Origin of the sequence: Microbacterium sp. OVT16B (assembly GCF_019969705.1) — a bacterium.
Taxonomy (GTDB): domain Bacteria; phylum Actinomycetota; class Actinomycetes; order Actinomycetales; family Microbacteriaceae; genus Microbacterium; species Microbacterium natoriense.
In genome coordinates this window covers 3,794,275-3,816,182 of the sequence record NZ_JAHXZA010000001.1, presented here as the reverse complement: position 1 = coordinate 3,816,182, position 21,908 = coordinate 3,794,275, and the positions used below count along the sequence as shown (strand labels likewise).

At 70.0% G+C, this 21,908-nt stretch carries 23 protein-coding genes; 13 read left to right on the top strand and 10 right to left on the bottom strand.

Going from position 1 to position 21,908, the window contains the following annotated elements; all coding sequences use genetic code 11:
• Window positions 1-27 precede the first annotated feature (27 nt).
• From LC438_RS17895 to LC438_RS17875, 5 genes are all read left to right on the top strand, one after another.
• Window positions 28-894, top strand: coding sequence for an ABC transporter ATP-binding protein (locus LC438_RS17895; protein WP_105675800.1), 867 nt, complete (start codon window positions 28-30; stop codon window positions 892-894).
• Entirely contained in the window at window positions 891-1,580 is a 690-nt protein-coding gene (locus tag LC438_RS17890) for an ABC transporter permease (protein WP_105675798.1), read from the top strand. Before LC438_RS17895 ends, LC438_RS17890 begins: the two co-directional genes overlap by 4 nt.
• Window positions 1,577-2,299, top strand: a complete 723-nt coding sequence (locus LC438_RS17885; RefSeq protein ID WP_223587394.1) for an ABC transporter permease — start codon at window positions 1,577-1,579, stop codon at window positions 2,297-2,299. The genes LC438_RS17890 and LC438_RS17885 overlap by 4 nt, the downstream gene beginning before the upstream one ends.
• 49 nt (window positions 2,300-2,348) lie before the next feature.
• Window positions 2,349-3,266 (top strand): ABC transporter substrate-binding protein, encoded by a 918-nt coding sequence (locus LC438_RS17880; RefSeq protein ID WP_105675796.1) that lies wholly within the window; start codon window positions 2,349-2,351, stop codon window positions 3,264-3,266.
• Between the two features lie 114 nt (window positions 3,267-3,380).
• Window positions 3,381-3,746 (top strand): hypothetical protein, encoded by a 366-nt coding sequence (locus LC438_RS17875; RefSeq protein ID WP_223587393.1) that lies wholly within the window; start codon window positions 3,381-3,383, stop codon window positions 3,744-3,746.
• Between the two features lie 77 nt (window positions 3,747-3,823).
• Here LC438_RS17875 and LC438_RS17870 read toward each other — a convergent pair whose 3' ends face one another.
• Window positions 3,824-5,020 carry an AI-2E family transporter gene (locus LC438_RS17870; RefSeq protein WP_105675792.1) on the bottom strand — a complete coding sequence of 399 codons (1,197 nt, stop codon included), beginning with the start codon at window positions 5,018-5,020 and terminating at the stop codon, window positions 3,824-3,826.
• A gap of 43 nt (window positions 5,021-5,063) precedes the next feature.
• On the opposite strand from LC438_RS17870, the gene LC438_RS17865 reads away from it, so the two are divergent.
• Both LC438_RS17865 and LC438_RS17860 read left to right on the top strand, forming a co-directional pair.
• Window positions 5,064-5,363 carry a chorismate mutase gene (locus LC438_RS17865; protein WP_105675790.1) on the top strand — a complete coding sequence of 100 codons (300 nt, stop codon included), beginning with the start codon at window positions 5,064-5,066 and terminating at the stop codon, window positions 5,361-5,363.
• Window positions 5,364-5,501: 138 nt separating this feature from the next.
• Window positions 5,502-6,662 carry an ROK family protein gene (locus tag LC438_RS17860; protein WP_223587392.1) on the top strand — a complete coding sequence of 387 codons (1,161 nt, stop codon included), beginning with the start codon at window positions 5,502-5,504 and terminating at the stop codon, window positions 6,660-6,662.
• An 85-nt stretch (window positions 6,663-6,747) separates the two neighbouring features.
• Here the strand turns inward: LC438_RS17860 and LC438_RS17855 are convergent, their stop codons facing one another.
• Genes LC438_RS17855 through LC438_RS17845 form a run of 3 tightly spaced genes read right to left on the bottom strand, consistent with a single transcriptional unit; the run spans window position 6,748 to window position 9,925 of the window.
• On the bottom strand, window positions 6,748-7,668 hold the full coding sequence (locus LC438_RS17855) for a carbohydrate ABC transporter permease (RefSeq protein ID WP_181155931.1): 921 nt from the start codon (window positions 7,666-7,668) through the stop codon (window positions 6,748-6,750).
• A 2-nt stretch (window positions 7,669-7,670) separates the two neighbouring features.
• Window positions 7,671-8,642 carry a carbohydrate ABC transporter permease gene (locus LC438_RS17850; RefSeq protein ID WP_105675786.1) on the bottom strand — a complete coding sequence of 324 codons (972 nt, stop codon included), beginning with the start codon at window positions 8,640-8,642 and terminating at the stop codon, window positions 7,671-7,673.
• Window positions 8,643-8,674: 32 nt separating this feature from the next.
• Complete coding sequence (locus tag LC438_RS17845; protein WP_105675784.1) at window positions 8,675-9,925, bottom strand: extracellular solute-binding protein; 1,251 nt, start codon at window positions 9,923-9,925, stop codon at window positions 8,675-8,677.
• A gap of 342 nt (window positions 9,926-10,267) precedes the next feature.
• On the opposite strand from LC438_RS17845, the gene LC438_RS17840 reads away from it, so the two are divergent.
• The 5 genes from LC438_RS17840 to LC438_RS17820 are packed head-to-tail and all read left to right on the top strand — an operon-like array spanning window position 10,268 to window position 14,743.
• Window positions 10,268-11,164 carry an SIS domain-containing protein gene (locus LC438_RS17840; RefSeq protein WP_105675782.1) on the top strand — a complete coding sequence of 299 codons (897 nt, stop codon included), beginning with the start codon at window positions 10,268-10,270 and terminating at the stop codon, window positions 11,162-11,164.
• A complete protein-coding gene (locus LC438_RS17835) occupies window positions 11,161-12,162 on the top strand; it encodes an ROK family protein (protein WP_223587391.1) in 1,002 nt (333 codons plus the stop codon). Before LC438_RS17840 ends, LC438_RS17835 begins: the two co-directional genes overlap by 4 nt.
• Window positions 12,159-13,091, top strand: coding sequence for a 1-phosphofructokinase family hexose kinase (locus LC438_RS17830; protein ID WP_223587390.1), 933 nt, complete (start codon window positions 12,159-12,161; stop codon window positions 13,089-13,091). The genes LC438_RS17835 and LC438_RS17830 overlap by 4 nt, the downstream gene beginning before the upstream one ends.
• Window positions 13,088-13,927 (top strand): class II fructose-bisphosphate aldolase, encoded by an 840-nt coding sequence (locus tag LC438_RS17825; protein WP_105675777.1) that lies wholly within the window; start codon window positions 13,088-13,090, stop codon window positions 13,925-13,927. The genes LC438_RS17830 and LC438_RS17825 overlap by 4 nt, the downstream gene beginning before the upstream one ends.
• A 36-nt stretch (window positions 13,928-13,963) precedes the next feature.
• Complete coding sequence (locus LC438_RS17820) at window positions 13,964-14,743, top strand: DeoR/GlpR family DNA-binding transcription regulator (RefSeq protein WP_223587389.1); 780 nt, start codon at window positions 13,964-13,966, stop codon at window positions 14,741-14,743.
• Window positions 14,744-15,040: 297 nt separating this feature from the next.
• On the opposite strand, the gene LC438_RS17815 is transcribed toward LC438_RS17820, so the two are convergent.
• From LC438_RS17815 to LC438_RS17800, 4 genes are all read right to left on the bottom strand, one after another.
• Window positions 15,041-17,464: a CHAT domain-containing protein gene (locus LC438_RS17815; protein WP_223587388.1), complete on the bottom strand. Its 2,424-nt coding sequence runs from the start codon at window positions 17,462-17,464 to the stop codon at window positions 15,041-15,043.
• A 128-nt stretch (window positions 17,465-17,592) separates the two neighbouring features.
• The gene (locus LC438_RS17810) at window positions 17,593-19,146 is read right to left on the bottom strand and encodes a S8/S53 family peptidase (protein ID WP_223587387.1); all 1,554 of its coding nucleotides are present in this window, start codon (window positions 19,144-19,146) and stop codon (window positions 17,593-17,595) included.
• Window positions 19,147-19,199: 53 nt separating this feature from the next.
• Window positions 19,200-19,655 (bottom strand): hypothetical protein, encoded by a 456-nt coding sequence (locus LC438_RS17805; protein WP_105675769.1) that lies wholly within the window; start codon window positions 19,653-19,655, stop codon window positions 19,200-19,202.
• Complete coding sequence (locus LC438_RS17800) at window positions 19,652-20,269, bottom strand: RNA polymerase sigma factor (protein ID WP_223587386.1); 618 nt, start codon at window positions 20,267-20,269, stop codon at window positions 19,652-19,654. Before LC438_RS17800 ends, LC438_RS17805 begins: the two co-directional genes overlap by 4 nt.
• Before the next feature lie 148 nt (window positions 20,270-20,417).
• Between LC438_RS17800 and LC438_RS17795 the strand changes: the two genes are divergently transcribed.
• The gene (locus tag LC438_RS17795; RefSeq protein ID WP_105675765.1) at window positions 20,418-20,636 is read left to right on the top strand and encodes an SCO4848 family membrane protein; all 219 of its coding nucleotides are present in this window, start codon (window positions 20,418-20,420) and stop codon (window positions 20,634-20,636) included.
• Between the two features lie 9 nt (window positions 20,637-20,645).
• Here the strand turns inward: LC438_RS17795 and LC438_RS17790 are convergent, their stop codons facing one another.
• Both LC438_RS17790 and LC438_RS17785 read right to left on the bottom strand, forming a co-directional pair.
• Entirely contained in the window at window positions 20,646-21,446 is an 801-nt protein-coding gene (locus LC438_RS17790) for a MerR family transcriptional regulator (protein WP_105675763.1), read from the bottom strand.
• 33 nt (window positions 21,447-21,479) lie between these two features.
• On the bottom strand, window positions 21,480-21,860 hold the full coding sequence (locus LC438_RS17785; RefSeq protein ID WP_223587385.1) for a hypothetical protein: 381 nt from the start codon (window positions 21,858-21,860) through the stop codon (window positions 21,480-21,482).
• Window positions 21,861-21,908: the final 48 nt, after the last annotated feature.

Sequence of the window (21,908 nt, the reverse complement as noted above, 5' to 3'; positions counted from 1 at the left end):
CGCGCGCACCCCCGACTGGAGAACGTCGTGATCGAGTTCCGCAACGTCACCAAGAGATTCCCCGACGGCACTCTCGCCGTGAACGACTTCAGCCTCGTGCTGCCGTCGCGCAAGACCACGGTGTTCGTCGGATCGTCCGGATGCGGCAAGACGACGCTGCTGCGCATGATCAACCGCATGGTCGAGCCCACGTCGGGCGAGGTCGAGATCGACGGCGTCAGCGTGCTCGGCGGCGACCCCGTGGCCCTGCGGCGGAGCATCGGCTACGTGATGCAGAACTCGGGCCTCATGCCGCACTTCAGCGTGATCGACAACGTGGCGACGGTGCTGCGGCTCAACGGCGTCGCCCGCAAGGCTGCACACGAGCGCGCGAGGGAGCTGCTCGACACGGTCGGGCTCGACCGCGCTCTCGCCGACCGGTACCCGAGCCAGCTCTCCGGCGGCCAGCAGCAGCGCGTCGGCGTCGCCCGCGGGCTCGCGGCCGACCCGAACATCCTCCTGATGGACGAGCCCTTCGGCGCCGTCGACCCGATCGTCCGCGCCGACCTCCAGCAGGAGACGATCCGGCTGCAGCGCGAGCTCGACAAGACGGTCGTCTTCGTCACTCACGACATCGACGAGGCGTTCCTGCTCGGCGATCAGGTCGTCATCCTCGACAAGGGCGCGCGCATCGTGCAGGTGGGCAGCCCGAGCGAGATCATCGAGAACCCCGCAGACGACTTCGTCTCCGCCTTCATCGGCGCCGACCGCGGGCATCGTGCGCTGCACCTCAAGCAGACTCCGCGCGGCACGGTCGTCGTCGACTCCGAGGGGCGAACGCAGGGTGCGATCGTCGGATCGGATGCCGCGGGCCTCCCCGCGCCCGAGCCCGCCGAGGGGGCGGGGGCCCCGTGAACTGGATCGTCGACAACCTCGGCCTGATCCTCGAGCTCACGGTCGATCACCTGCGCCAGAGCATCATCCCGATCCTGCTCGGCTTCGCGCTGTCGCTCCCGCTGGGATGGGTGGCGTGGCGGTATCGGCTGGTGCGCGGGCCGATCATCGTGCTCACGGGCCTGCTCTACACGATCCCCTCTCTCGCACTGCTGATCCTCATGCCCGCGGCGTTCGGGTACCTCGCCACCAGCCCGACCAACCTCGTGATCGCGCTCACGATCTACGCGGTCGCGATCCTCGTCCGTGCGGTGTCCGACGGCCTCGACTCCGTCGACGACGACGTGCGACAGGCGGCCACGGCCATCGGATACGGTCCGTTCCGCAGGTTCTGGGCCGTGGAGTTCCCGCTCGCGGGGCCGGTGATCCTCGCGGGGCTCCGGGTCACCGCGGTCAGCACGATCTCGCTCGCGACCGTCGGCATCCTGATCGGCGTGACGAACCTCGGCTATCTCTTCACGAACGGTCTCGAACGGCGCATCATCGCCGAGGTGTTCGCCGGCGTCATCGCGGTCGTGGTGATCGCCCTGGTGATCGACCTGATCCTGCTGCTCATCGGCAGGGCTCTCATGCCGTGGACCCGCGCGAGCTCCGCCTCTTCGCGGGCGACGACCGCCCGCGCCGTCACCACGAGGGCCGCCGCATGAACCTCTTCGCCGAGGCCATCGCCTGGATGTTCGCCCCCGAGCAGTGGCAGGGGCGGTACGCGCTGCCCGTGCTCCTCGGCCAGCACCTCGCCCTCACGCTCGTCTCCGTGCTGATCGCCGCCGCGATCGCGCTGCCCGCGGGTTGGCTCATCGGCCACACCGGAAAGGGCCGCGAGATCGCGGTCGCCGTCTCGGGGGCAGCGCGCGCCATCCCGGCCTTCGGCCTCATGGTGCTGCTCGTCCTGCTCCTCGGCGTGCTCCACGTGCCGGAGGCGGCCGTCATCACCTTCGTGCTGCTGGCGATCCCCTCGCTCCTCGCCGGTGCGTACACCGGGCTCGAGGCGATCGACCGTCGCGTGATCGACGCGGCACGGGCGATGGGCATGACGGAGTGGCAGATCTTCTTCAAGGTCGAGGTTCCGCTCGGCCTTCCCCTCCTGGTCGGCGGCATCCGCTCGGCGCTGCTGCAGGTCATCGCGACCGTCACCATCGCGGCGTACGTCAATCTCGGCGGCCTCGGCTGGCCGATCATCCAGGGCATCCCGCTGCGCCGCTTCGACCAGGTGCTCGGCGGGGCGATCATCGTCGCCGTTCTGGCGCTCCTGGTCGATCTGCTCCTCGCGTCCGCACAGCACGCGGCCGTTCCGCGCGGCCTGCGCACCGGTCGACCGGGTCGCCGCCGTGCCGCCGCGCCGGTCGCGGCATCCGCCACCGCCTGAATCCGTCCACAGCACTCGACACCCCAGAAGTCCCAGAGAAGAGGAAGTCATGTTCACAGCACGACGCACGCGCACAGCCTTCGCGGTCGGCCTGGTCGCCGCCGCCGCACTCGCCCTCTCGGCGTGCGGATCGAGCAACCCGCTCGACACCCCGTCCGAGTCCAGCTCCGGCGGGAGCGGCGACACGATCGTCGTCGGCTCGCAGGCGTACTACTCCAACGAGATCATCGCCGAGATCTACGCCCAGGCGCTCGAGGATGCAGGCTTCACGGTCGAGAAGAAGCTCAACATCGGTCAGCGCGACGCGTACATGCCCGAGGTCGAGTCGGGGGCGATCAACGTCTTCCCCGAGTACACCGGCAGCCTGCTGGAGTACCTCGACAAGGGCGCCGACGTCACCAACCCTGATGACGTGTACGCGGCTCTGAAGGAGGCGCTGCCCAAGGGTCTCACCGCTCTCGACTACGCGGAGGCGTCCGATCAGGACACCTACACCGTGCTCAAGAGCTTCGCCGAGGAGCACGGTCTGAAGACGATCGCCGACCTCTCGAAGGTCACGACGCCGGTCACGGTCGGCGCCGCGCCCGAGTTCGAGCAGCGCCCCTACGGCCCCGCCGCGGCCAAGGAGATCTACGGCGTGAGCCTCGACTTCTCGGCCACCGGTCCGACGACGCTCGAGTCGCTGCTCGCGGGCGAGATCCAGGTCGCCGACATCTACACCGCCGACCCGGCCTTCCAGACGAAGGACATCGTGGCGCTGGAGGATCCGAAGAACATGATCCTCGCCTCCAACGTCGTGCCGATCGTGTCGAGCGACATCTCCGACAAGGTGTCGAAGGTGCTCAACGCGATCAGCGCCAAGCTCACCGCCGATGAGCTCGTGGCCCTCAACGTGCAGAGCACGGTCGACCAGAAGTCGTCGGCCGACATCGCGAAGGCCTGGCTGAAGGAGCAGGGTCTGGTCTGATCGAGTGTGGAAGGGGCCTTCGGATGACAGTCCGAAGGCCCCTTTCGTGTACGTGCGGTGTGACCGAAGGGAGCGGCCTGAGAGGATGGAGCGTATGGCAACGGAAACTTCGGCATGATCTCGAAGCGCGATCTCGCCCAGCGGCTCGACATCTCCCTGGAGATGGCCGACCGTCACGGTTTCGGCGACGGCGTGAGCGAGTCCGAGCTCGCGGCGCTCGAGCAGGATCCGCCCGCATGGCTCGTGCAGTCCCGATCGAACCGCAAGAAGGGCGCGCGCCCCGTCTGGGTCACGTTGACCTGCGATCTGTGCGGCTATTCCGAGACAGCGAGACCGAAGAAGTGGTGGCCCGAGTTCACCTCCGTGATCTGCCGCCAGCACTCATCCGACGAACTCCCGAAACCGGCCGCCGGGCTGCATCGCGGCTACTTCGAGGGCGTCGGAAGCCGGTTCGTCGGCATCCTCGACCAGGGGCTCTGACCCCGCTCGAGTAACGCGCAGCATCCCGAATCGACCCGGGATGCGCCCCTTCGCGTGATGCGCGAGCGGGGATGCGACTACACCCGGGCGTCCTGCCGGGGCACCAGGACCTGGTTGATGATGATGAGGATGGATGCCGCGACCGGCACCGCCACGAGTGCGCCGAGGAGTCCGAGCAGCGTGCCGCCGGCGAGAGCGCCGATGACCACGAGCGAGCCGGGGATCGAGATCGCCCTGTTCATCACGCGCGGGGTGATGACGTACGCCTCGACCTGCATGTACACGAGGTACACGATGCCGAAGACCAGCGCGGCGAGCGGGTTCGTGAACAGCGCGAGGCCCGTGCCGATGATCCAGAACATCACCGAGCCGACGAGCGGGATCAGGGTGATGCAGAACGCGACCGTCGCCATCAGCGGCGGGAACGGCAGCCCGAGGAACAGGTAGAGCAGGAACGCGAGCAGTGCGTTGAAGAACGCGAGCACGACCATCCCCATGACGTAGCCGCCGACCGAGTCGGTGATCTGCTCGGTGATGTCCGCGGCCCTGGCGCGGTCACGGGCGGGGGCGAGGCGCAGCAGGGAGGTCTTGATGCCGGGGAGCGTGGCGACGAAGTACAGCGTGAGCACGAGCACGACGATCGCCCCGGAGATGCCCGTCGCGATGCCGGCGCCGATCTTGAGCGCGCCGCCGCCGATCGTGGCGATGTTGCCCGGGTTGGTGAGGAACTTCTGGATGTCGGCGACGAGGTCTTCGAACTGGTCGCCGAACTGCTTCTCGAGCGTGGCGTAGATGTCGCTGCGCGTGAAGTCCTGGATCATCGAGGGCACCGAGCGCACGAAGCTCGCGACCTGCTCGATGACGATGGGGAGCACCATCCAGAGGATGAGCGCCACGATGACGATCAGGCCGAGGATGACGACGAGCACCGCGATCGAGCGGGAGAGTCCTCTGCGCTCCAGGAACCGCACCGCCGGGTCGAGGCCCAGGGCGGCGAAGAGGGCGAGGGCGATGTAGATGAGCACGGTCGACAGGCTCGTCACCGCGAGGCCGAGCACGATCGCCCCGAGACCGCCGAGCGTCACCAGGAAGCCGAAGACGAACGGGCGGTCGATGCGGGTCCAGAACGAGCGGCTCGGCGTCATCGGCTCGATCACCACCGGCCGCGGGGTGAGCGGGGCAGGGGCCTGCGCGGCGGGTGCCGCCGTCTCCTCGACGGGGACGGATGCTGCGCCCGTGGCGCTCTCGGACGGCGCCGATTCTTCTTCGCTCATGTGCTCACGATAGCGGGCGGGTGCGGGACCGTAGAGTAAGACCATGACCGACGCCGTGGACCCGAAGTCCGAACTTCTCCGACTGCGCGCGACCATCGACAACATCGATGCGGCGCTCATCTTCATGCTCGCTGAGCGCTTCCGCGCGACGCAGCAGGTCGGGCACCTCAAGGCGGATCATGCGATGCCGGCATCCGACCCAGGGCGCGAGGAGCAGCAGGTCGCTCGACTGCGCGCTCTCGCGGAGCAGGCCCATCTGGACCCGGAGTTCGCGGAGAAGTGGTTCAACTTCGTCGTGGCGGAGGTCATCCGTCATCACACCGAAGCCGCCGAAGGCCGCTGAGATGATTCCCCGGGCGGACGACGGTGTGTGCAGCACTCATCCGCCCGGGGCAGTCAACTTAGTTTATTGAATAAACTATGATCGAGGGTACGCAGTGACCCGATCCCTGTCAACCATTTTCGACAACGGAATCCGCCCATGCTGAACAGCGATGATGCTCTCGACACGCAGGCGTCCGTGCGCCGGGCGAACCTCCGCCGTGCGCTGCAGCTCGTGTTCCGCGGGTCAGGGGCGCAGACCAGGGCCGGCATCGCCCGCGCGACGGGGCTGACGGCCGCCACGGCATCCTCCCTGGTCGCCGAGCTCATCGAGAGCCGCCTCGTCGTCGAGGGGGCGCAGGCCGCGAGCACCGGCGGCAAGAGGGCCACCACCCTGAGCGTGGATGCCGCGCATCACCTCATCCTCGTCATGGTGATCCGCCCGACGGATGCCCGCCTCGCCCTCGTGGCGCTGGACGGCTCCGAGGTGGACACGCGCCGGATCGAGTACACGGCGGAGAGCCGCGACGATCTGATCCGCGACGCGGTCGCGCAGATCGCGGCCGATCACGGCGACCGACTTCTCATCGCGGGCGCCCAGCTGCCCGGAACGACCGACGGGCGTTCGGTGCTCGAGAGCGTGCAGCTCGGCTGGAGCGACGTGCCCCTCGCCGAGCGGTTGGAGTCGCTGCTCGACGTGCCCGTCCTGCTCGTGAACGACGTGGATGCCGAAGCCATCGCCGAGGCCGCCATGGAGGATGAGGCATCGGGCTACCGCCTCTTCATCCACATCGGCGTGGGCATCGGCGCGGCCGTGACCCTCGACGGGGAGCTCGCCCCCGGTCCCCGCGACCGTGCGGGTGAGATCGGGCACGTGCAGGTCGAGTTCGGCGACGAGGCGCGGCAGTGCCGGTGCGGGCGTTACGGATGCCTGGAGTCGGCGTCGTCGATGACCGCGATGCTCGGCGACGACTTCACCGACGCCATGGACGACGGCGTGATCACCGCGCTCGCCGCGGGCGTCGACGAGCACGTGTTCGCGGAGGGCGCCAGGGCGCTCGCCCGCACGATCAAGCTCATCGCCGCGGTGCTCGACGCGGCGGAGGTCGTGATCGGCGGCCCCGTGCGGGCGCTCGGCGAGCCCTTCCTGGAGCTCGTGCGCGCCGACCTCGACTACGCGGCGACGGGCACCGCGCGCGTTCCGGTGAGGTACGCCGACGCGGGAGCCGTCATCTCCACGGGTGTGGCGCAGTTCGCGCTCACGGCGGCGCTCGGCGTGCGCTGGAGTCCCGACCAGCTGCGGGCGGCATCCGCTCACTGAGCCGCTCCCGCGTGAGCTGCGTCCGGACAGCAGCAGAAGGGCCCCGGACGCCGCAGCATCCGGGGCCCGTCTGGCGAACGGGGGCCTACTTCACGGAGCCCGCCGTGAGGCCGCCGACGAGGCGCTTCTCGATGAGCATGAACAGGATGACCACCGGCAGGATCGCGACGATCGAGACGCCGAACACGTACTGCCAGCTCGTCTCGTACTGGCCGACGAACTTGGTCAGCGCCACGGAGAGCGGCTGGTTCTTGTCGGTGGAGAGGATGACGAGCGATGCGGCGAACTCGTTCCAGCAGGCCACGAAGGTGAACACGATCGCGGTCACGATGCCCGGCCACACGAGCGGCAGGTTGATCTTGAACAGCACCGTGAAGCGCCCGGCGCCGTCGATCTGCGCGGCCTCGTCGACCTCCTTGGGGATGCCGGCGAAGAAGGAGTGCATGATCCACACCGCGAACGACAGGTTGAACGCGGCGTTGATGAAGATCATCGCGGCCCACGTGTCGCCGAGCCCCAGTGTCGTGAACTGACGGAACAGACCCGAGGTCAGCACCGCGGGCTGCAGCATCTGCGTCACGATCACCAGGAACAGGAACACCATGCGGCCGGGGAACTTGAACCGGGCCGTGTAGTACGCGGCCGGCAGCGAGACGACGAGCACCAGGAGCGTCGCGAAGACGGCGATGATGATGGTCGAGATCAGGTTGTACGGCAGCGGCGTCTCGGGCGTCGACCACATCGTGACGAAGTTCTCCCAGTGCCACTCCGTGGGGAAGTAGGTGGGATTCACGGAGCGGATCTGCGGCTTGGTCTTCACCGATCCGAAGAACATGATCAGGTACGGGAGCACGAAGATCAGGAGCACCAGCAGGCCGGCGGCCATGCGCAGGATGACGCGGGGCAGCGACACCTGGTCCTCGGTGTAGCGGCGCTTGCGGCCGATCTGCGGAGCACGGGCCCCGGTGCCGCGGGTGGTGACGAGGGCGGTCTCGGTCACGGTCATGATCAGACCTCCTTCATGGGCTTGACGGCCTTGACGTAGATCGCGACGATCACGATCACGATGAGGAAGGCGACGACCGACAGGGCGCTGGCGACGTCGACCTTCTTCTGCAGCTCGATGTACTTGAAGATCATCGTCATGATCGTGTCGGCGCCGTAGCCGGGGATCGACCCGGTCATGACCTTCAGGATCGGCAGCGAGTTGAACACGTTGATGATGTTGATGAGGATGGCGACCGCGAGGGCGCTGCGCAGCTGGGGGACGACGATGGTCCAGTAGGTGCGGGTGGCTCCGGCTCCATCCATCTTCGCGGCCTCGAGGGTGTCGGCGGGCACCGTCTGGAGCCCGGCGAGGATCGTGTAGGTCGTGAAGGGGAGCGAGACGAAGATCGCGATCACGATCGACCAGATGAACGCCGTGGTGGGGTTCTTGGTCCAGCCGAAGCCGACCTGGTCGTCGGAGAGGCCGATGTCGTACAGGAACTTGTTGAAGATGCCGAAGTACGGCTCGAGGCTGTAGTAGAACACCATCGTGGTCATGACGACGGATGCCGCCCATGGGACGATCACGGCCATCCGCACGATCTGCCGGCCGGGGAAGGCCTTGTTCAGGATCTGCGCGAGGGCGAGCGAGATGAGCACCGTGAAGAGCACCACGGTCACCACCCACACGATGGTGCGGAAGAAGATCGGCCAGAACTCCGCGAAGGCGAACACCGTGGCGAAGTTCTCGAGGCCGACCGACCCCTTGTCGAGACCCGAGAGCGAGATGTCGCGGGTCGAGTTGTAGAACATCACGCCGGCGGGGAAGAGCACGACGCCGATGATGAGCACCAGGGCCGGTGCGATCCAGGGCAGCGCCTGGAGGAGATCCTTCATACCCGGCTTGCCGCGTGCGGCGCCGGAGGCCTTCGGGGTGCGGGGGCGGCTGTCAGCCGCCCCCGCGAGGTTCGAGGACTCTGTTGTCTGGCTCATGGTTGTACCCGAACCTCTCCCTTTCCGGCGGATCAGCCCGCGTCGACCTGGGCCTGGATCTGCTTCAGGACGTCAGCGGCGGACTGCGACTGGAGCTGGCCGAACAGCGACTTGAAGGCGCCGTCGGTGGCCGACCACTTGGGGTTCGTCGACGGGTAGAACTGCGCGTCCGGCAGCACGTCGAGGAACGGCTTCAGCTTCTCGTCGCCGTTGAGCTTCTCGGCGCCCGACTTGGTGACGGGGAGGAAGCCCTCGGCCTGCACCCACGGCACGTAGACGTCGGCGGAGTAGTAGTAGTCGAAGAACTTGGTGATCGCCTCCTTCTTGTCACCGTCGTTCTGGAACGCCATCAGCTGGTCCATGACGCCGAGCGTGAACGGCGAGCCGTCCTTGGTCGGGATCGGGACGATCGAGTAGTCGAGGTCGGGGTTGCCCTCTTCGATCTGGCCGACCGTCGGCGGGAGGCCGACCTGCATGCCGATCTTGCCCTGGATGAAGATGTCCATCAGCGGCGAACGCTGCGTGGAGCCCGGGTCGGCCTGCGTCGCACCCGCGTCGATCATCTTCTTGATCTGCTCGGCGCCGACGAGGTTCTCGGGGGTGTCGATCGTGATGTCCTTCGCGTCGCCGAACGAGCCGCCGCCGCCCCACAGCCATACGGCCGCCTCGGCCTGAGCTTCTTCGGAGCCGAGCGGCATGCCGTAGCCGGAGACGCCGCCGCCGAGGGCGGAGACCTTGGTCGCGGCATCCAGCAGCTCGTCCCAGTTCTTGGGCGCCTCGGAGACGCCGGCCTGCGTGAGCAGCGCGTTGTTCACGAACAGGGCGCGCGCCGACGCGATGAGCGGGAGGGCGTAGGCGGTGCCGTCGACCTCGGCGTTCTTCAGGAAGGCGTCCTGGAAGTCGGAGTACGTGTCCGCCGAGACGACGTCCTTGGCCGGGTAGAGCAGGTCATCGCCGACGAAGCCGGCGAAGGGGCCGCCGTTGTAGATGTCGGGGGCGTCGTTCGCCTGGATCTTGGTGGAGACGACCTTCTCGAGGTTGTCCCACGACTGCACCTCGAGCTTCACCTTGATGTCGGGGTTCTCCTTCTCGAACCCCTTGATGACGTCCTCCCAGAGGCCCTTGGTGGCGTCGGAGTAGCTGGGGACGAGGAGGTCGAGCGTGGTTGCGCCGCCGGCATCGCCGCCGTCGCCGCCTGTGGAGCCGCCGAACCCGCACGAAGCGAGCGAGAGCGTGGCGACGGCCGCAACAGCGGCTGCGCCGAATCGCAGTGACTTCTTCATGTGTATTGCATTCCTCACTGTGTGTGTCCGCCGCCTCGGAGGAGAGCGGTGGTCTGCCCTCCAGTGGAGAGGCGGGTAGTGCACAGTCGCGAACACTTTCACGCGACGGTGCGTGTGATCCCCGATCTTGCGGGAAGGGGGATCATGTGAGCCGGATGGGCTCTGGGCGACCTCTTCGTCGACGGGATCAGCGGAGAGGCGGTGGAACTTGTTCGATTATTTGTCAGGAGAACAAACAAAATCAAGAAGAACCTTGCAATGAACTTCTTTGACGACATACTATGATCGAATCAAGCTTCAAACAATCACAATCACGCAAACTTTCCTCTGGAGGGGTCGATCATGACCGAACTTCTGCCCGGCGCGCACATGCGCGAAGAGCTCAACTCGCAGCCCGACACCTGGGCGCGAGCGGCCGATCTGCGCGACGAGCAGGCGCTCCTCCCGGCGGCCGGCGCACGCATCGCGGTCGTCGGATGCGGCACCTCCTGGTTCATCGCCCAGTCCTACGCCGCGCTGCGCGAGAACGCCGGCCTCGGCGAGACCGACGCGTTCGCGGCATCCGAGGCGTTCATCGACCGCGACTACGACGCGGTCGTCGCCCTCACCCGCTCCGGCACGACCACCGAGGTGCTCGAGCTCGTCGAGAAGATCAAGGGCCGCGTCCCCGTCGTCGGCGTGATCGGCGACCCCACCTCGCCGCTGGTGTCGCTCGTCGACGAGGCCGTGCTGCTGCCGTTCGCCGACGAGAAGTCGGTCGTGCAGACCCGCTTCGCCACGACCGCGCTCGCGCTGTTCCGCGCCTCGCTCGGCGAGGACCTCACCAGCGCGATCGACGACGCCAGGGGCGTGCTCGCCGGCGTCGACGACGACGGACTGCGGGATGCCGACCAGTACTCCTTCCTCGGACGCGGCTGGACGATCGGCCTCGCCCACGAGGCGGCGCTGAAGATGCGCGAGTCCTCGCAGTCGTGGACCGAGTCGTACCCGTCGATGGACTACCGCCACGGCCCGATCGCGATCGCCGCCCCCGGCCGCGTCACCTGGCAGTTCGGCGAGGCCCCCGAAGGGCTCGCGGCGCAGGTCGAGGCCACGGGGGCGCGTTTCGTGCAGAACCCGATCGATCCGATGGCCGATCTCGTGCGCCTGCACCGCGTGGCCCTCGACCGCGCCGTCGTGCGCGGGCTCGACCCCGACCAGCCCCGCAACCTCTCGCGTTCCGTCATCCTGGATGCATGATGGCCTCCCCTGATCCGAGCGACACCGCACCCGTACCCGATGTCGTGAAGGACGCCTCCGGCGAGCGACTCGCCTCGGTGCGGTCGCTCGGACAGGGGGCTCCGGTGCTCGCGTTCGACGTGGGCGGCACCGACATCAAGTCCGCGCTGTTCGATGGCGACGGCATTGCACGAGGACTCCGCCGCACGCCGACGCCGGTGGCCGACGGTGACCGCACCGGCGTGCTGATCGAGCGCCTCGGCGTGCTCGCCGCCGAGCTCACGGCCGACCACCCCGACGTGGTGCCCCAGGCGGTCGGGCTGGTCGTCCCCGGGATCGTCGACGCGGATGCCGGGCTCGGCGTCTTCGCCAGCAACCTGGGGTGGCACGACGCGCCCATCCGCGACCTCGCGGCCGCGGAGCTGGGTCTCCCCGTCGGCTTCGACCACGATGTGCGCGCCGCGAGCTGGGCGGAGCACCGCCTGGGCGGCGCCCGCGCCTATGCGAACTCCGTCGTTCTCGTGATCGGCACCGGCATCGCGGGCGCCCTCCTCGTGGGCGGCGTCCCCTACACCGCAGGCGGGTACGCCGGAGAGATCGGGCACTCCCCGATCGCCGACGGTCCGATCTGCGCGTGCGGCGCCCGCGGATGCCTGGAGGCCGTGGCCTCGGCCGGAGCCATCGCCCGCCGTTACCGCGAAGCCACCGGCGTCACGCCGGACGGCGCGAAGGACGTGATCGCCCGCGCGGCCGCCGGCGACCAGGTCGCAGCGGACATCTGGAACTCCGCGCTCGACGCGCTGACCATGTCGCTCGCGCAGCTCACCGCGGTCGTCGCGCCCGAGGCCGTCGTGATCGGCGGAGGGCTGTCGCGCGCCGGCGGGGCGCTGTTCGACGAACTGCGCTCGCGACTCGCCGCACGACTGAGCTTCCACCGTCTGCCCGAGCTCGTACCCGCCGAGCTCTCCGGAAACGCGGGGCTGATCGGCGCCGCGCTGCGCGCGAGGGAGCTCGTATGATCCTCACGGTCACCCCGAACCCCGCGCTCGACCTCACCTGGCGCGTCGACCGCCTCACGGTCGGCGAGACGCACAGGGCGGATGCCGGCGCCGCACGCGCCGGAGGCAAGGGGCTCAACGTCGCCAGGGTCGCGCACGCGCAGGGCGCTGACGTCGTCGCCGTGACCACGGTCGGCGGCAGGGCGGGCGCCGACTTCGCCGACGAGCTCGTGCTCTCCGGAGTGCCCCACGCGCTCGTCCAGGTCGCCGGAGCCACGCGGCAGAGCGTGGCGATCGTCGACGAGCACCTCGGCGACACCACCGTCGTCAACGAACGCGGCGTCAACCCGACCGACGAGGAATGGGGCGCCCTGCTCGCCGAGGTCGTCGAACGGCTGCCCGCCGCCGACGTCCTGGTGATCTCGGGCAGTCTCCCGCCCGGCGCTCCCCGCACGCTCCTCCCGCTCCTGATCGGCGTCGGCCGGGACGCCGGGGTGCCGGTGATCGTCGACACCTCCGGCCCCGCGCTGCTGCAGGCGGCGGATGCCGGAGCGTCCGTCCTCAAGCCCAACGCCGCGGAGCTCGTCGACGCCACGGGCATCGCCGACCCCGTCGAGGGCGCCCGGTCGCTCATCGCGCGCGGCGTGGAGCTCGTGCTGTTGTCGCTGGGGGCCGACGGGATGCTCGCCGTGACGGCATCCGACGTCGTGCACGCCCGCCTCGACGCGCCTCTCGCCGGCAACCCGACCGGCGCCGGCGACGCCGGTGTCGCGGCATGCGCCGTGCTCTACGCGGAGGGCGAGCGCGACCCCGAGCGGATCCTCCGGCGCGCGACATCCTGGTCGGCCGCGGCGGTGCTGATGCCCCTCGCCGGCGAGGTCTCCGACACCTGGCCTGACCTAGACGCACGACTGAGCGTGCGCCCGTACGAACAGAAGGACCGCGAATGACCCTCGTCTCCGCCCGTGAACTGGTGACGGATGCCGCGACCCGCGGCACCGGCATCGGCGCGTTCAACGTGATCCACCTCGAGACCGCCGAGGGGCTGGTGCGCGCGTCGGAGCTGGCAGGACTCCCGGTGATCCTGCAGATCTCGCAGAACTGCGCCGACTACCACGGCGCCCTCGAGCCGATCGCGCTCGCGACGCTCGCGATCGCGCGGCGCGCATCGACCCCGGTCGCCGTGCACCTCGACCACGCCGAGCGTCCGGAGCTCGTCGACGAGGCGATCGCCCTCGGCTTCGGCTCGGTCATGTTCGACGGCGGCGCCCTCCCCTACGACGACAACGTCGCCCTCACCGCAGCGGTGGCCGCACGCGCGCACGCCGCGGGCGTCTACGTCGAGGGAGAGCTGGGCGAGGTCGGCGGAAAGGACGGCGCGCACGCGCCCGGCGTCCGCACCGACCCCGACGAGGCCAGGGCCTTCGTCGAGGCGACGGGCGTCGACGCGCTGGCCGTGGCGGTCGGCTCCTCGCACGCGATGCTCGACCGCTCGGCATCCCTCGACCTCGGCCTCATCGCCCGTCTGCGCGCCGCGCTCTCCGTGCCCCTGGTGCTGCACGGCTCCTCTGGTGTGGCGGATGCCGTCATCGCCGACGCCGTGCGCGCCGGCATGACGAAGATCAACGTCTCGACGCACCTGAACGGCTTCTTCACCAGGGCCGTCCGGTCGACGCTCGCCGCCGACGAGACGCTCGTCGACTCGCGCAAGTACCTGAAGCCCGCGCGCGAGGCCCTGGCCGACGAGGCCGCGCGGATGCTCCGCCTGTTCGCCCTGGAATCGTGAGGACGACCGCGGCGCCGGGTCGGGCAGGATGGTGACATGAAGCGCGCCGCCCGTCTCAACGCGATCCTCGACCTGCTCGCCGACGCCGGCGAGGTCACGGTCGAGGAGCTCGTCGAGCGCTTCGGCGCATCGCCGGCGACCACCCGCCGCGACCTCGACAGCCTCGCGGAGCAGCGGCTGCTCACCCGCACGCACGGCGGAGCGGTGGCGCAGGCGGTGGCCTACGAGCTGCCGATCCGGTACAAGAGCCACCTCCGCACGCAGCAGAAGGAGAACATCGCCCAGGCGGCCGCCGCTCTCGTCATGCCGGGCATGGTCGTCGGGCTCTCGGGCGGGACGACGACGACGGCGATCGCCGCGGCCATCGCCGCACGGGAGGACCTCGCCGCAGGCGGCGGCATCACGGTCGTCACGAACGCGGTCAACATCGCGGCTCAGCTCGCGACCCGCCCCGACATCAAGGTGGTCGTCACGGGCGGGGTGATCCACTCGCGCACCTACGAGCTCGTCGGCCCCTTCGTGGAGCAGCTGCTCCGCGGCGTCCGGCTCGACCTCGCGTTCATCGGCGTGAACGGGATGGATGCCGCGGCCGGCGCCACCACGCAGGACGAGCGCGAGGCCGCGGTGAACCGCATGATGGCCGAGCGTGCGCGCCGCGCGGTCGTCGTGACCGACGGCAGCAAGCTCGGCGTCACGGCCTTCGCCAGCGTCGGCGGGGTGGAGCTGTTCCCCGTGGTGCTGACCGACGAAGACGCCGACGTCGACGCCGTCGCGGCGCTGCGCGCCGCCGGGTACGAGGTCATCACGGCATCCTGAGTCGCGTCTGCCGGGTCTCCCCTCCCCGCGGGTCGTTGAGCGAGCGGAGCGAGACGAAACGGGGGTGGTGAGTCCTGTGCTGCGGCATGCGGGCGCCCATGAAGGAGGTGCCGCGGTTGCAACCGCGGCACCTCCGGGCAGATGGTGGCCTGTCGTATCCCTGCACTCCCCAGTGCACAGGTTCCCCAGTTCGACTGCGCCTCCCGCGCTCCGCCTTCTCGAAGCCCTTTCGCATGGCACCTTCTGTAGATCAGGAGCGGGTCCCCCCGGTTCTGATACAGCGATTGGAGAAAATCTTCAGAATCCGTTCCCGTGGCACTGGAAGGGGGCGCGCAGCCCGGTGGAGAGGGATGCCGCGGCGAGAGCATCTGCGGCGTCGGCGCCCGAGGCCAGCCCCTCGTGCACGGCCGACAGGAGCTCGCCGGCCACGGCATCCGCCACCATCACGGGCGCCGCGATCACGCATCCGGTGCCCGCGTGCAGCCACACCCGCGTCATGCCGAGCGCCTCCTCGCCCCAGCGCACCGAGGAACGACCCAGCTCGCACGCCGACAGCAGCACCGTCGCCGGCACGTGCGGGATGAGGTCGACGTCGTAGCCGAACAGGGTGCCGTCGGCGAGCTCGAGTCCCGAGAACATCGGGTTGCCCGTCGCGTGGCGTCCGTGCGCGGCGATGTGCAGCACGTCGGACTCCCCCGCGAGGTCGGTGACGCTCGTGACGCGGGAGTCGTCGGCGGTGAGCAGGGTCGCCGAGGGCCACGCCGCTGCCGCCCGTCTGATCTCCTCCTCCGCGCGGGGGACGCGCGGCCCGGCGGCGAACCCGGCCCTCGGCGCTCGCGTCCGGTCTGCGGTCGGGCGGTCGGCGAGCCAGCGCGACACCGAGGTCGCCAGGGTGAACGGGACCCCGGAGAGCCCAGGCAGCATCGCCCAGGGGATGCCGGCGAGGATGCCGGGGATCGTCAGCGCGAAGCGCCGTGCCTGCACCGCCGTGCGCACGGGAGCGAGCAGCGCGTCGTCGAGGACGCGCAGGCGCTCGTCGAGCGAGCGCTCCACCAGTGCGGCCATCGGTCCGCCGCGAGTGAGGGCAGCGACGTCGAGGTCGGCGCGGAGGCCGTCGAGGGCCCCGCGCACGCCGGGCCAGTCGAGCGGCACGATGCGGGCGTCGGATGCCGTCACCACGACGCACTGCAGTTCCGCACCGGTGAACACGTAGGCGAGGATCGCGGTGTCGTCGGCGATCCGTCCCTGCGCCTCGGCGAGCTCGATGCGCGTGCGGGTGCCGCCGACACCCGTCGTCGACCACTGCCGTTCGCGCACGCGCGCCCGGAGTGCGCGCACCCTGGCGTCACCCGACCAGTCGGTTCCGGCGAGATCGGCGCGCAGCATCCGCAGTTCGGCGAGGTCGCCGGCGAGCTCAGGGTCGTGCGGCGGACGGACGGGCGCCACCTGCTGGCTCAGGTGCCGCGCGCGCTCGGACCACTCGAACAGCACGGCCGGGTCGCCCGTGCGCGCCGCGGCGGCGAGCCCCGCGAACATCAGGTCGGCGCCGTGCATCGCGACGGATGCCTGCAGGTCGAGCGCACCGAACGACTGCTGCCACGTCGTCAGCAGCTCCAGCCCGTCGGAGGCTGCGCGCAGAGCCTCGCGATCCCGGCCCGCCGCAGACGCGCGCACCGCCCTGACCTCCTGCGCATGCATCCGCAGCGGTGTGGGAGCGTCGGGCGGAAGGCGCGGCATCCGTCCGCGCCCGCCGAGCCGTGCGGTCAGCGCGAGCCCCGTGGCCTCGGTGCGGAAGCCGCGGCGACGGAGAGCGGATGCCGTGCGCGCGAAGTCCGCAGGGTCGGTCCTGCCCCCTGCGCGCAACCGTGCGTCGAGACGCACGGCCTCGGCGCGGGTGGCCCATCCGTCACTGCCGAGCGCCGTGAAGCGGCGGACCGCGGTGCGCGCCGTCCGCTCCGCCGCCCGGGGATCGTGCCGCAGCTGCGAGCGCGCGAGGTGGAACTCGGCCTCGCCGCGGGCCTGCCTCATCCGCTGCGCGCCGAACTGCACGGCCACCTCGGCGAGCAGAGCCTCCGCCTCGGTCGTGAGCCCCGCGTCGCGGAGCACCTCGGCGCGGTCGAGATCGCCGATCGCGGCGGCCAGATCGCTCGTTGCCGCGAGCGCCGGTCGGGAGCGGGTCATCAGCGCGAGCGCCGCGACCAGGTCGCCGCCGAGCAGCGCCGCATAGCCGAGGTTGTGGCGGGCCTCAGCGAGCGGCTCCTCCTCGCCCGCTGCCTCGAAGATCGCCGCAGCGTGTTCGAGATCGGCGACGCACGGAGCGAGTTCGTGGCGCTGCATCCGCACCACCGCCCGGTTCATGAGCAGGTTCGCGTGCTCGGCGGATTCTGCGGCGACGACGCGGATCGCCCGAGTCAGCATGGCTTCGGCCTCGTCGAGGCGACCGGAGTACAGGAGCAGTGTGCCGAGCTGGCCGCTCAGCACCGCTACCGTCTCTTCGCTCATCCCGGGACGGGCGAGGGCAGCGGTCGAGAGCCGCTCGGCGTCGGCGGGTCTCCCCGTCTGTGCGAGCACATACGCGACGGTGCCGTCGATGCGGGCGCGGAGGTCCTCATCGTCTGTGCGGGCGGATGCCGCGGTGAGGGCGCGACGAGCCTGGCCGAACCGCCGCGCGTTGGCCGCAGCGACACCGCGCTGGTGCAGCTCGGTCGCAGACAGGGGCATGCTCCCAGGATGGCCCTGCGGCGTGCGATTGGGGAAGTGCCGGGCGGGCGAGGCCGCCCGGAAGTCGTTTCGACCCGTGAGGAGACCGCCGATGTCGCCGGGACGGCGGTCTCGAAGACGGCCCCGGTTCAGACCCCCTCTGTCGGCGCGGGCAGTGCGTTCAGCACCGACGTGACGGCTGCGATCGCGGCATCCGTCTTCACTCCGCCCAGGGGGACGGTGCCCAACTGCGCCGCGATCCGCCCCGCCACGTAGGGAGCGGCGAACGACGTCCCGCTCCACACGGCGAAGCCGCCGCGGTAGTCGTCCGGATCGAGGGTCTCGCGACGCAGCCCGTCGACGTCGGCCCGCGAGGTCGCCTGCTCTCCGCCGACGAAGGCGGGCGACGTGCTCACCACCGCAGCACCGGGTGCGTACACGCGCACCCAGGGCCCGACATTCGAGAACAGCGCGACCGAGCGGGACGACGGGTTGAGCGCGCCCACGGACACCAGCGGAGCGTCGTCATCCCGGGGGATGCCGTTGTCGGCTCCCGGCCACGCCCACAGGGACGCGGGGAACGACGGCCGATCGATCGCGTCGTTGCCCGCAGAGCACACGACGACGCAGCCGAGCTCTCGCGCCCTGGTGAGCAGCGCGTTCAGAGTGAGGCTGAACAGGCCGTCGCTCGGCGTCTCGTGGTAGTACCCGAGGGAGAGATTGAGCACATCGATCGGATACCCGGTGCGCGGATTCTCGCGATGCCGGCGCAGCAGCTCGACGACCTGCGCGAGGGTGTTCAGGAACGTGCTCTCATCGACCACGCCCAGCGCTCCGGCGATGCGCACGGACAGGATGTCGGCGTCAGGGGCGGCCTGGCGGATCAGGCCGGCGATGAACGTGCCGTGCCCGGCCACGGCATCGATCTCGCCGTCCAGCTGGCCATAGAGGTCGGGATAGCGCTCCGGATCGGCGTCGTCCGTCAGGCCGACGGGTACGCCGTCGAGCTCGACGTGCCGCGTCACGATTCCCTCAGGGAGCCAGTCGTGGACCCCGCATCCCGTGTCGAGAACGGCGACCACAGGTCTCCGGCCCTTCCGCGGGGTCGCGGCGCGCGAAGGCGCCGGGCCGAGCCAGCTCACCGGCTGGCGTGCGCCGCGGCCGGGCTGCAGGTAGTCCTCGCTGCCCGCCGCGCCGCCGGGTCCCACCGGGTTCGTGCGCGTGAACGGATTGGTGCGCGTGAACGGGTTCGTCCTGGTGAACGGGTTGAGCCCGACCGGGTCGATCGACAGCACGTGCTCGAGGCTGGTCCGCGGCATCCGCGATCGGGAGATCCTGCGGGCGCGCTGCAGCACCCGCCAGGCGTCGGGCGGAACGGGCGATTCCCCGCGCACCGGCTGATCCGGCGTCGTGAGATGGGCTCGCACGAACCACGGGATCTCGGCGGTCAGCCCCCGTCGCAGCTCCGGCTCCTCGAGCACGAGCTCCCAGCCGAACGACCCGGCGGCCTCGTGCAGGGTCTTGACCTCCTGGTCGTACGCCCCGTTGTCGTCATCGTGCGTGATCAGCAGGCGTTCCGGCAGATATGCGGTGGGGAACGCCCGGATGCCGTCGACCGGCTCGACGCTCGGGTCGAGCGCCGAGCCGCGGCGGATCGACCCTTCCGCTCGGTCCTGCCAGGTCCATCCCTTGGGCTGATCCATCGGTCATCCTCTCGGTGCGGGCGTGCCCGCGTCTCGTGCCCGCGCGGAGCGGATCACAGTTCGAACTGCGGGGTCGACAGGGTGCGCACGTCGTCGCCGATCCTGGTGGCCAGGCGCACGCGGGTGAGCCCGGGCGGCACGTCGTCGAACACGAATCGCCCCGTCTCGGAGGGGGTCGTCGTGCGGACGGCGTCGCCCTGCGTGAGCACGATCTCCGCCGCGGCCGTGTCGACCCAGCCGTCGACCCGGCGCCGGCCGTTCGCGGTCGAGGTGACGTGCAGCAGGATGCTCGTGGTGCCGTCGCTGAACTGCAGGGTGAGAGCATCCGCTTCTCCGCGCACCTCGCTGAGCGGGCGCTCGACGATGGTGAGCAGCGCGTACTCCTCCGACAGGGAGTCGGTGGCGACCGCCGCGATCATGCGGTCGATCAGGAAGGCGGGAACGGGGTCGACATCCGACCACATCGACCGCAGCCGAGCGAACAGCTCCGCATCGTCGTGCTCGTTCACGAGAGGCCTCCCCTCGGCGAAGGGTCGAGCAGGTCGCGCAGCTTGGTGAGGCAGCGCTTGCGCGTGGGGCCGATGCTGCCGATCGGCATCGACAGGTCGGCGGCGATGCGGGCGTAGTCGGGGCGGTCGTCGAACGCCACGACGCGCAGCAGACGCTGGCAGCGGTCGTCGAGCACGCGCACCGCGGCCCACAGGCGGCGGTTCTCGTCGCCGGTCGTCGCGTGGTCCTCGGCGGACGACTGCTCGGGGAGGAGGGCGTCGAGGTCTTCCGGTTCTGTGGTGTCGACCCTGCCGTGGGCCTTGCCGACCTTCCACGCCTCGCGCCGTGCCGTGGTGGTGAGCCAGGCGGCGACGGCGCGCGAGTCGGCGATCGTCTCGCGCCCGCGCACGAGACGGAGCCAGGTGGTCTGCACCACGTCCTCGGCGAGCATCCGCTCCAGACCGTACGCGCGCACGACATGCCAGAGCACAGGTGTCATCAGTCGCACGAGGTCGTCCATCGCGCGGCTGTCGCCGTCTCGCCATGCGTCGAAGAAGGCTGCGGCACGCTGCCACCGCGCCGCCCCGTCGTCCGCTGCCGGATCGAGATCGGCGTCGGGTGCGCCGTCGATCATGAGTCCCATTGTGATCACACCTGTAAGGAGCGCGGCAAGAGGTTCGTGATACATGGACGCGGTTGTTTACCTGACGCGTCGCCGCCGGATGCGCTGCCCGCGCGGACGGGCGGCGCATCCGGCGAACGGATGCGGTTAGCGTGGAGGGGTGATCCCCCTCGCCGTCGTCCTCTTCCTCAACGCCGCGTTCAATGCGATCGTCTGGCCGCAGTTCTACAAGAGGGTCGCGAAGGACCCGAGGGCGAGGGATGCCGACGGCCGCCCCACTGCGTTCCTTCGGGTGCACGCGGTGCTCATCGGCATCGCTCTCGTGCTCGCCCTGGTGTCGGTGCTGGTGGGAGTGGCCGCCCTCACCGGCGCACTCTGACCCGACACGTCACGGGCGCTCGACGGGCTGCTGCAGCTCGGTGACCCAGTCGGACTGATCCTCCGACACGGCGCGCACGTAGAGCTCGCGGCAGGGTCCGCTGGGCACGTAGCCCCGGGCGATGATCTCGGCGTGCACCGCGCTCCAGGTCTCCCTGATGCGGTCCATCGCGCCGAGGTGCACCCCGCAGATCGCGAGCTCGACGGCGGGGAGGTCGACGAGCTCGAACCCGTCGCGGCGCTCGCCGCCGTAGGCGTAGCCGACGGTGATGTCCATGCCGTCCTCGCCGAGGCTGTACTGCGCGATCGGCGTCGACAGGGCGCCGCACTCGTCGCCGAGCACGTTCTCGAGGCTCTCGAACAGGGGGCCGACCGTGGAGCCGACCTCGTGTTCTGGCACGGATGCCGTCTGCGCGGCGAGCCGCACGGCGGGGAGGGGCTTCTCGATGATCTCGACCTGTGACATCTGGTTCTCGCTTTCGATGAGATGGAGCCGCCGCTCCACGTCCACGAGCCGGGCGGCCGCGACCCGGTGCTCCTCCTCGACCTCGGCGCGACGCAGACGCAGCATGGCCGCGATCCGTTCCGCATCGATCCCCTGTTCGAGGATCAGCGCGATGTCGTCGAGGCCGAAGCCGAGCTGGCGCAGCGCGACGATCCGATGCAGCCTCTCCAGCTGCGAAGGGTCGTACGAGCGGTAGCCGCTGAACTCGTCCACGTGGGCGGGAACGAGCAGACCGGCGGTGTCCCAGTGCCGAAGCATCCGGTGGGTCACCTGGCCGATCTGCGCGAAGGCTCCGATGGATAACATGCTTCCGTTATCCCTTCTTCCACAGTGTCAGGGTCAAGTCTCACCCGTCGGCGCGTCGTTCTCCCGCGCGCGCAGGACCAGCCGCGCGAGGCCGCGGATGAGCACGAGGGCGATGGGCCACAGCACGAGGGCCGTGAGGGCGACGTTCCCCGAGAAGGCGAGCCAGTCGACGCTCGTCGGCACCGGGTCTGTGCGGTCGCCGACGACCGTGACCTCGACCGGGTGGTCGGCGTAGGCGAAGCGCGACAGATCCTGGTGGTACCAGGGGAGCGGCCAGCCGAAGGCGACATCGGCGGTGTCGGATGCCGTCGGCACCACGACCGGCACCGAGAACGTGATCGTCCAGCTGACGGCGACCGCGGCGGCGACGAGGCCGATCGTCGGGAGCACGGCATCCCGCCATCGTCGTGTCATGAGCGTCCCCTTCGGTCCGGTCCAGTCTCCCGCAGGTGCGGCGCGGTG

Excerpts from the sequence above, each read along its gene's own strand:
- LC438_RS17885 (WP_223587394.1), top strand. The coding sequence starts at position 1,577 with ATGAACCTCTTCGCCGAGGCCATCGCCTGGATGTTCGCCCCCGAGCAG.
- LC438_RS17880 (WP_105675796.1), top strand. The coding sequence starts at position 2,349 with ATGTTCACAGCACGACGCACGCGCACAGCCTTCGCGGTCGGCCTGGTC.
- LC438_RS17875 (WP_223587393.1), top strand. The coding sequence starts at position 3,381 with ATGATCTCGAAGCGCGATCTCGCCCAGCGGCTCGACATCTCCCTGGAG.
- LC438_RS17870 (WP_105675792.1), bottom strand. The coding sequence starts at position 5,020 with ATGAGCGAAGAAGAATCGGCGCCGTCCGAGAGCGCCACGGGCGCAGCA.
- LC438_RS17865 (WP_105675790.1), top strand. The coding sequence starts at position 5,064 with ATGACCGACGCCGTGGACCCGAAGTCCGAACTTCTCCGACTGCGCGCG.
- LC438_RS17860 (WP_223587392.1), top strand. The coding sequence starts at position 5,502 with ATGCTGAACAGCGATGATGCTCTCGACACGCAGGCGTCCGTGCGCCGG.
- LC438_RS17855 (WP_181155931.1), bottom strand. The coding sequence starts at position 7,668 with ATGACCGTGACCGAGACCGCCCTCGTCACCACCCGCGGCACCGGGGCC.
- LC438_RS17850 (WP_105675786.1), bottom strand. The coding sequence starts at position 8,642 with ATGAGCCAGACAACAGAGTCCTCGAACCTCGCGGGGGCGGCTGACAGC.
- LC438_RS17845 (WP_105675784.1), bottom strand. The coding sequence starts at position 9,925 with ATGAAGAAGTCACTGCGATTCGGCGCAGCCGCTGTTGCGGCCGTCGCC.
- LC438_RS17840 (WP_105675782.1), top strand. The coding sequence starts at position 10,268 with ATGACCGAACTTCTGCCCGGCGCGCACATGCGCGAAGAGCTCAACTCG.
- LC438_RS17835 (WP_223587391.1), top strand. The coding sequence starts at position 11,161 with ATGATGGCCTCCCCTGATCCGAGCGACACCGCACCCGTACCCGATGTC.
- LC438_RS17830 (WP_223587390.1), top strand. The coding sequence starts at position 12,159 with ATGATCCTCACGGTCACCCCGAACCCCGCGCTCGACCTCACCTGGCGC.
- LC438_RS17825 (WP_105675777.1), top strand. The coding sequence starts at position 13,088 with ATGACCCTCGTCTCCGCCCGTGAACTGGTGACGGATGCCGCGACCCGC.
- LC438_RS17820 (WP_223587389.1), top strand. The coding sequence starts at position 13,964 with ATGAAGCGCGCCGCCCGTCTCAACGCGATCCTCGACCTGCTCGCCGAC.
- LC438_RS17815 (WP_223587388.1), bottom strand. The coding sequence starts at position 17,464 with ATGCCCCTGTCTGCGACCGAGCTGCACCAGCGCGGTGTCGCTGCGGCC.
- LC438_RS17810 (WP_223587387.1), bottom strand. The coding sequence starts at position 19,146 with ATGGATCAGCCCAAGGGATGGACCTGGCAGGACCGAGCGGAAGGGTCG.
- LC438_RS17800 (WP_223587386.1), bottom strand. The coding sequence starts at position 20,269 with ATGATCGACGGCGCACCCGACGCCGATCTCGATCCGGCAGCGGACGAC.
- LC438_RS17790 (WP_105675763.1), bottom strand. The coding sequence starts at position 21,446 with ATGTTATCCATCGGAGCCTTCGCGCAGATCGGCCAGGTGACCCACCGG.
- LC438_RS17785 (WP_223587385.1), bottom strand. The coding sequence starts at position 21,860 with ATGACACGACGATGGCGGGATGCCGTGCTCCCGACGATCGGCCTCGTC.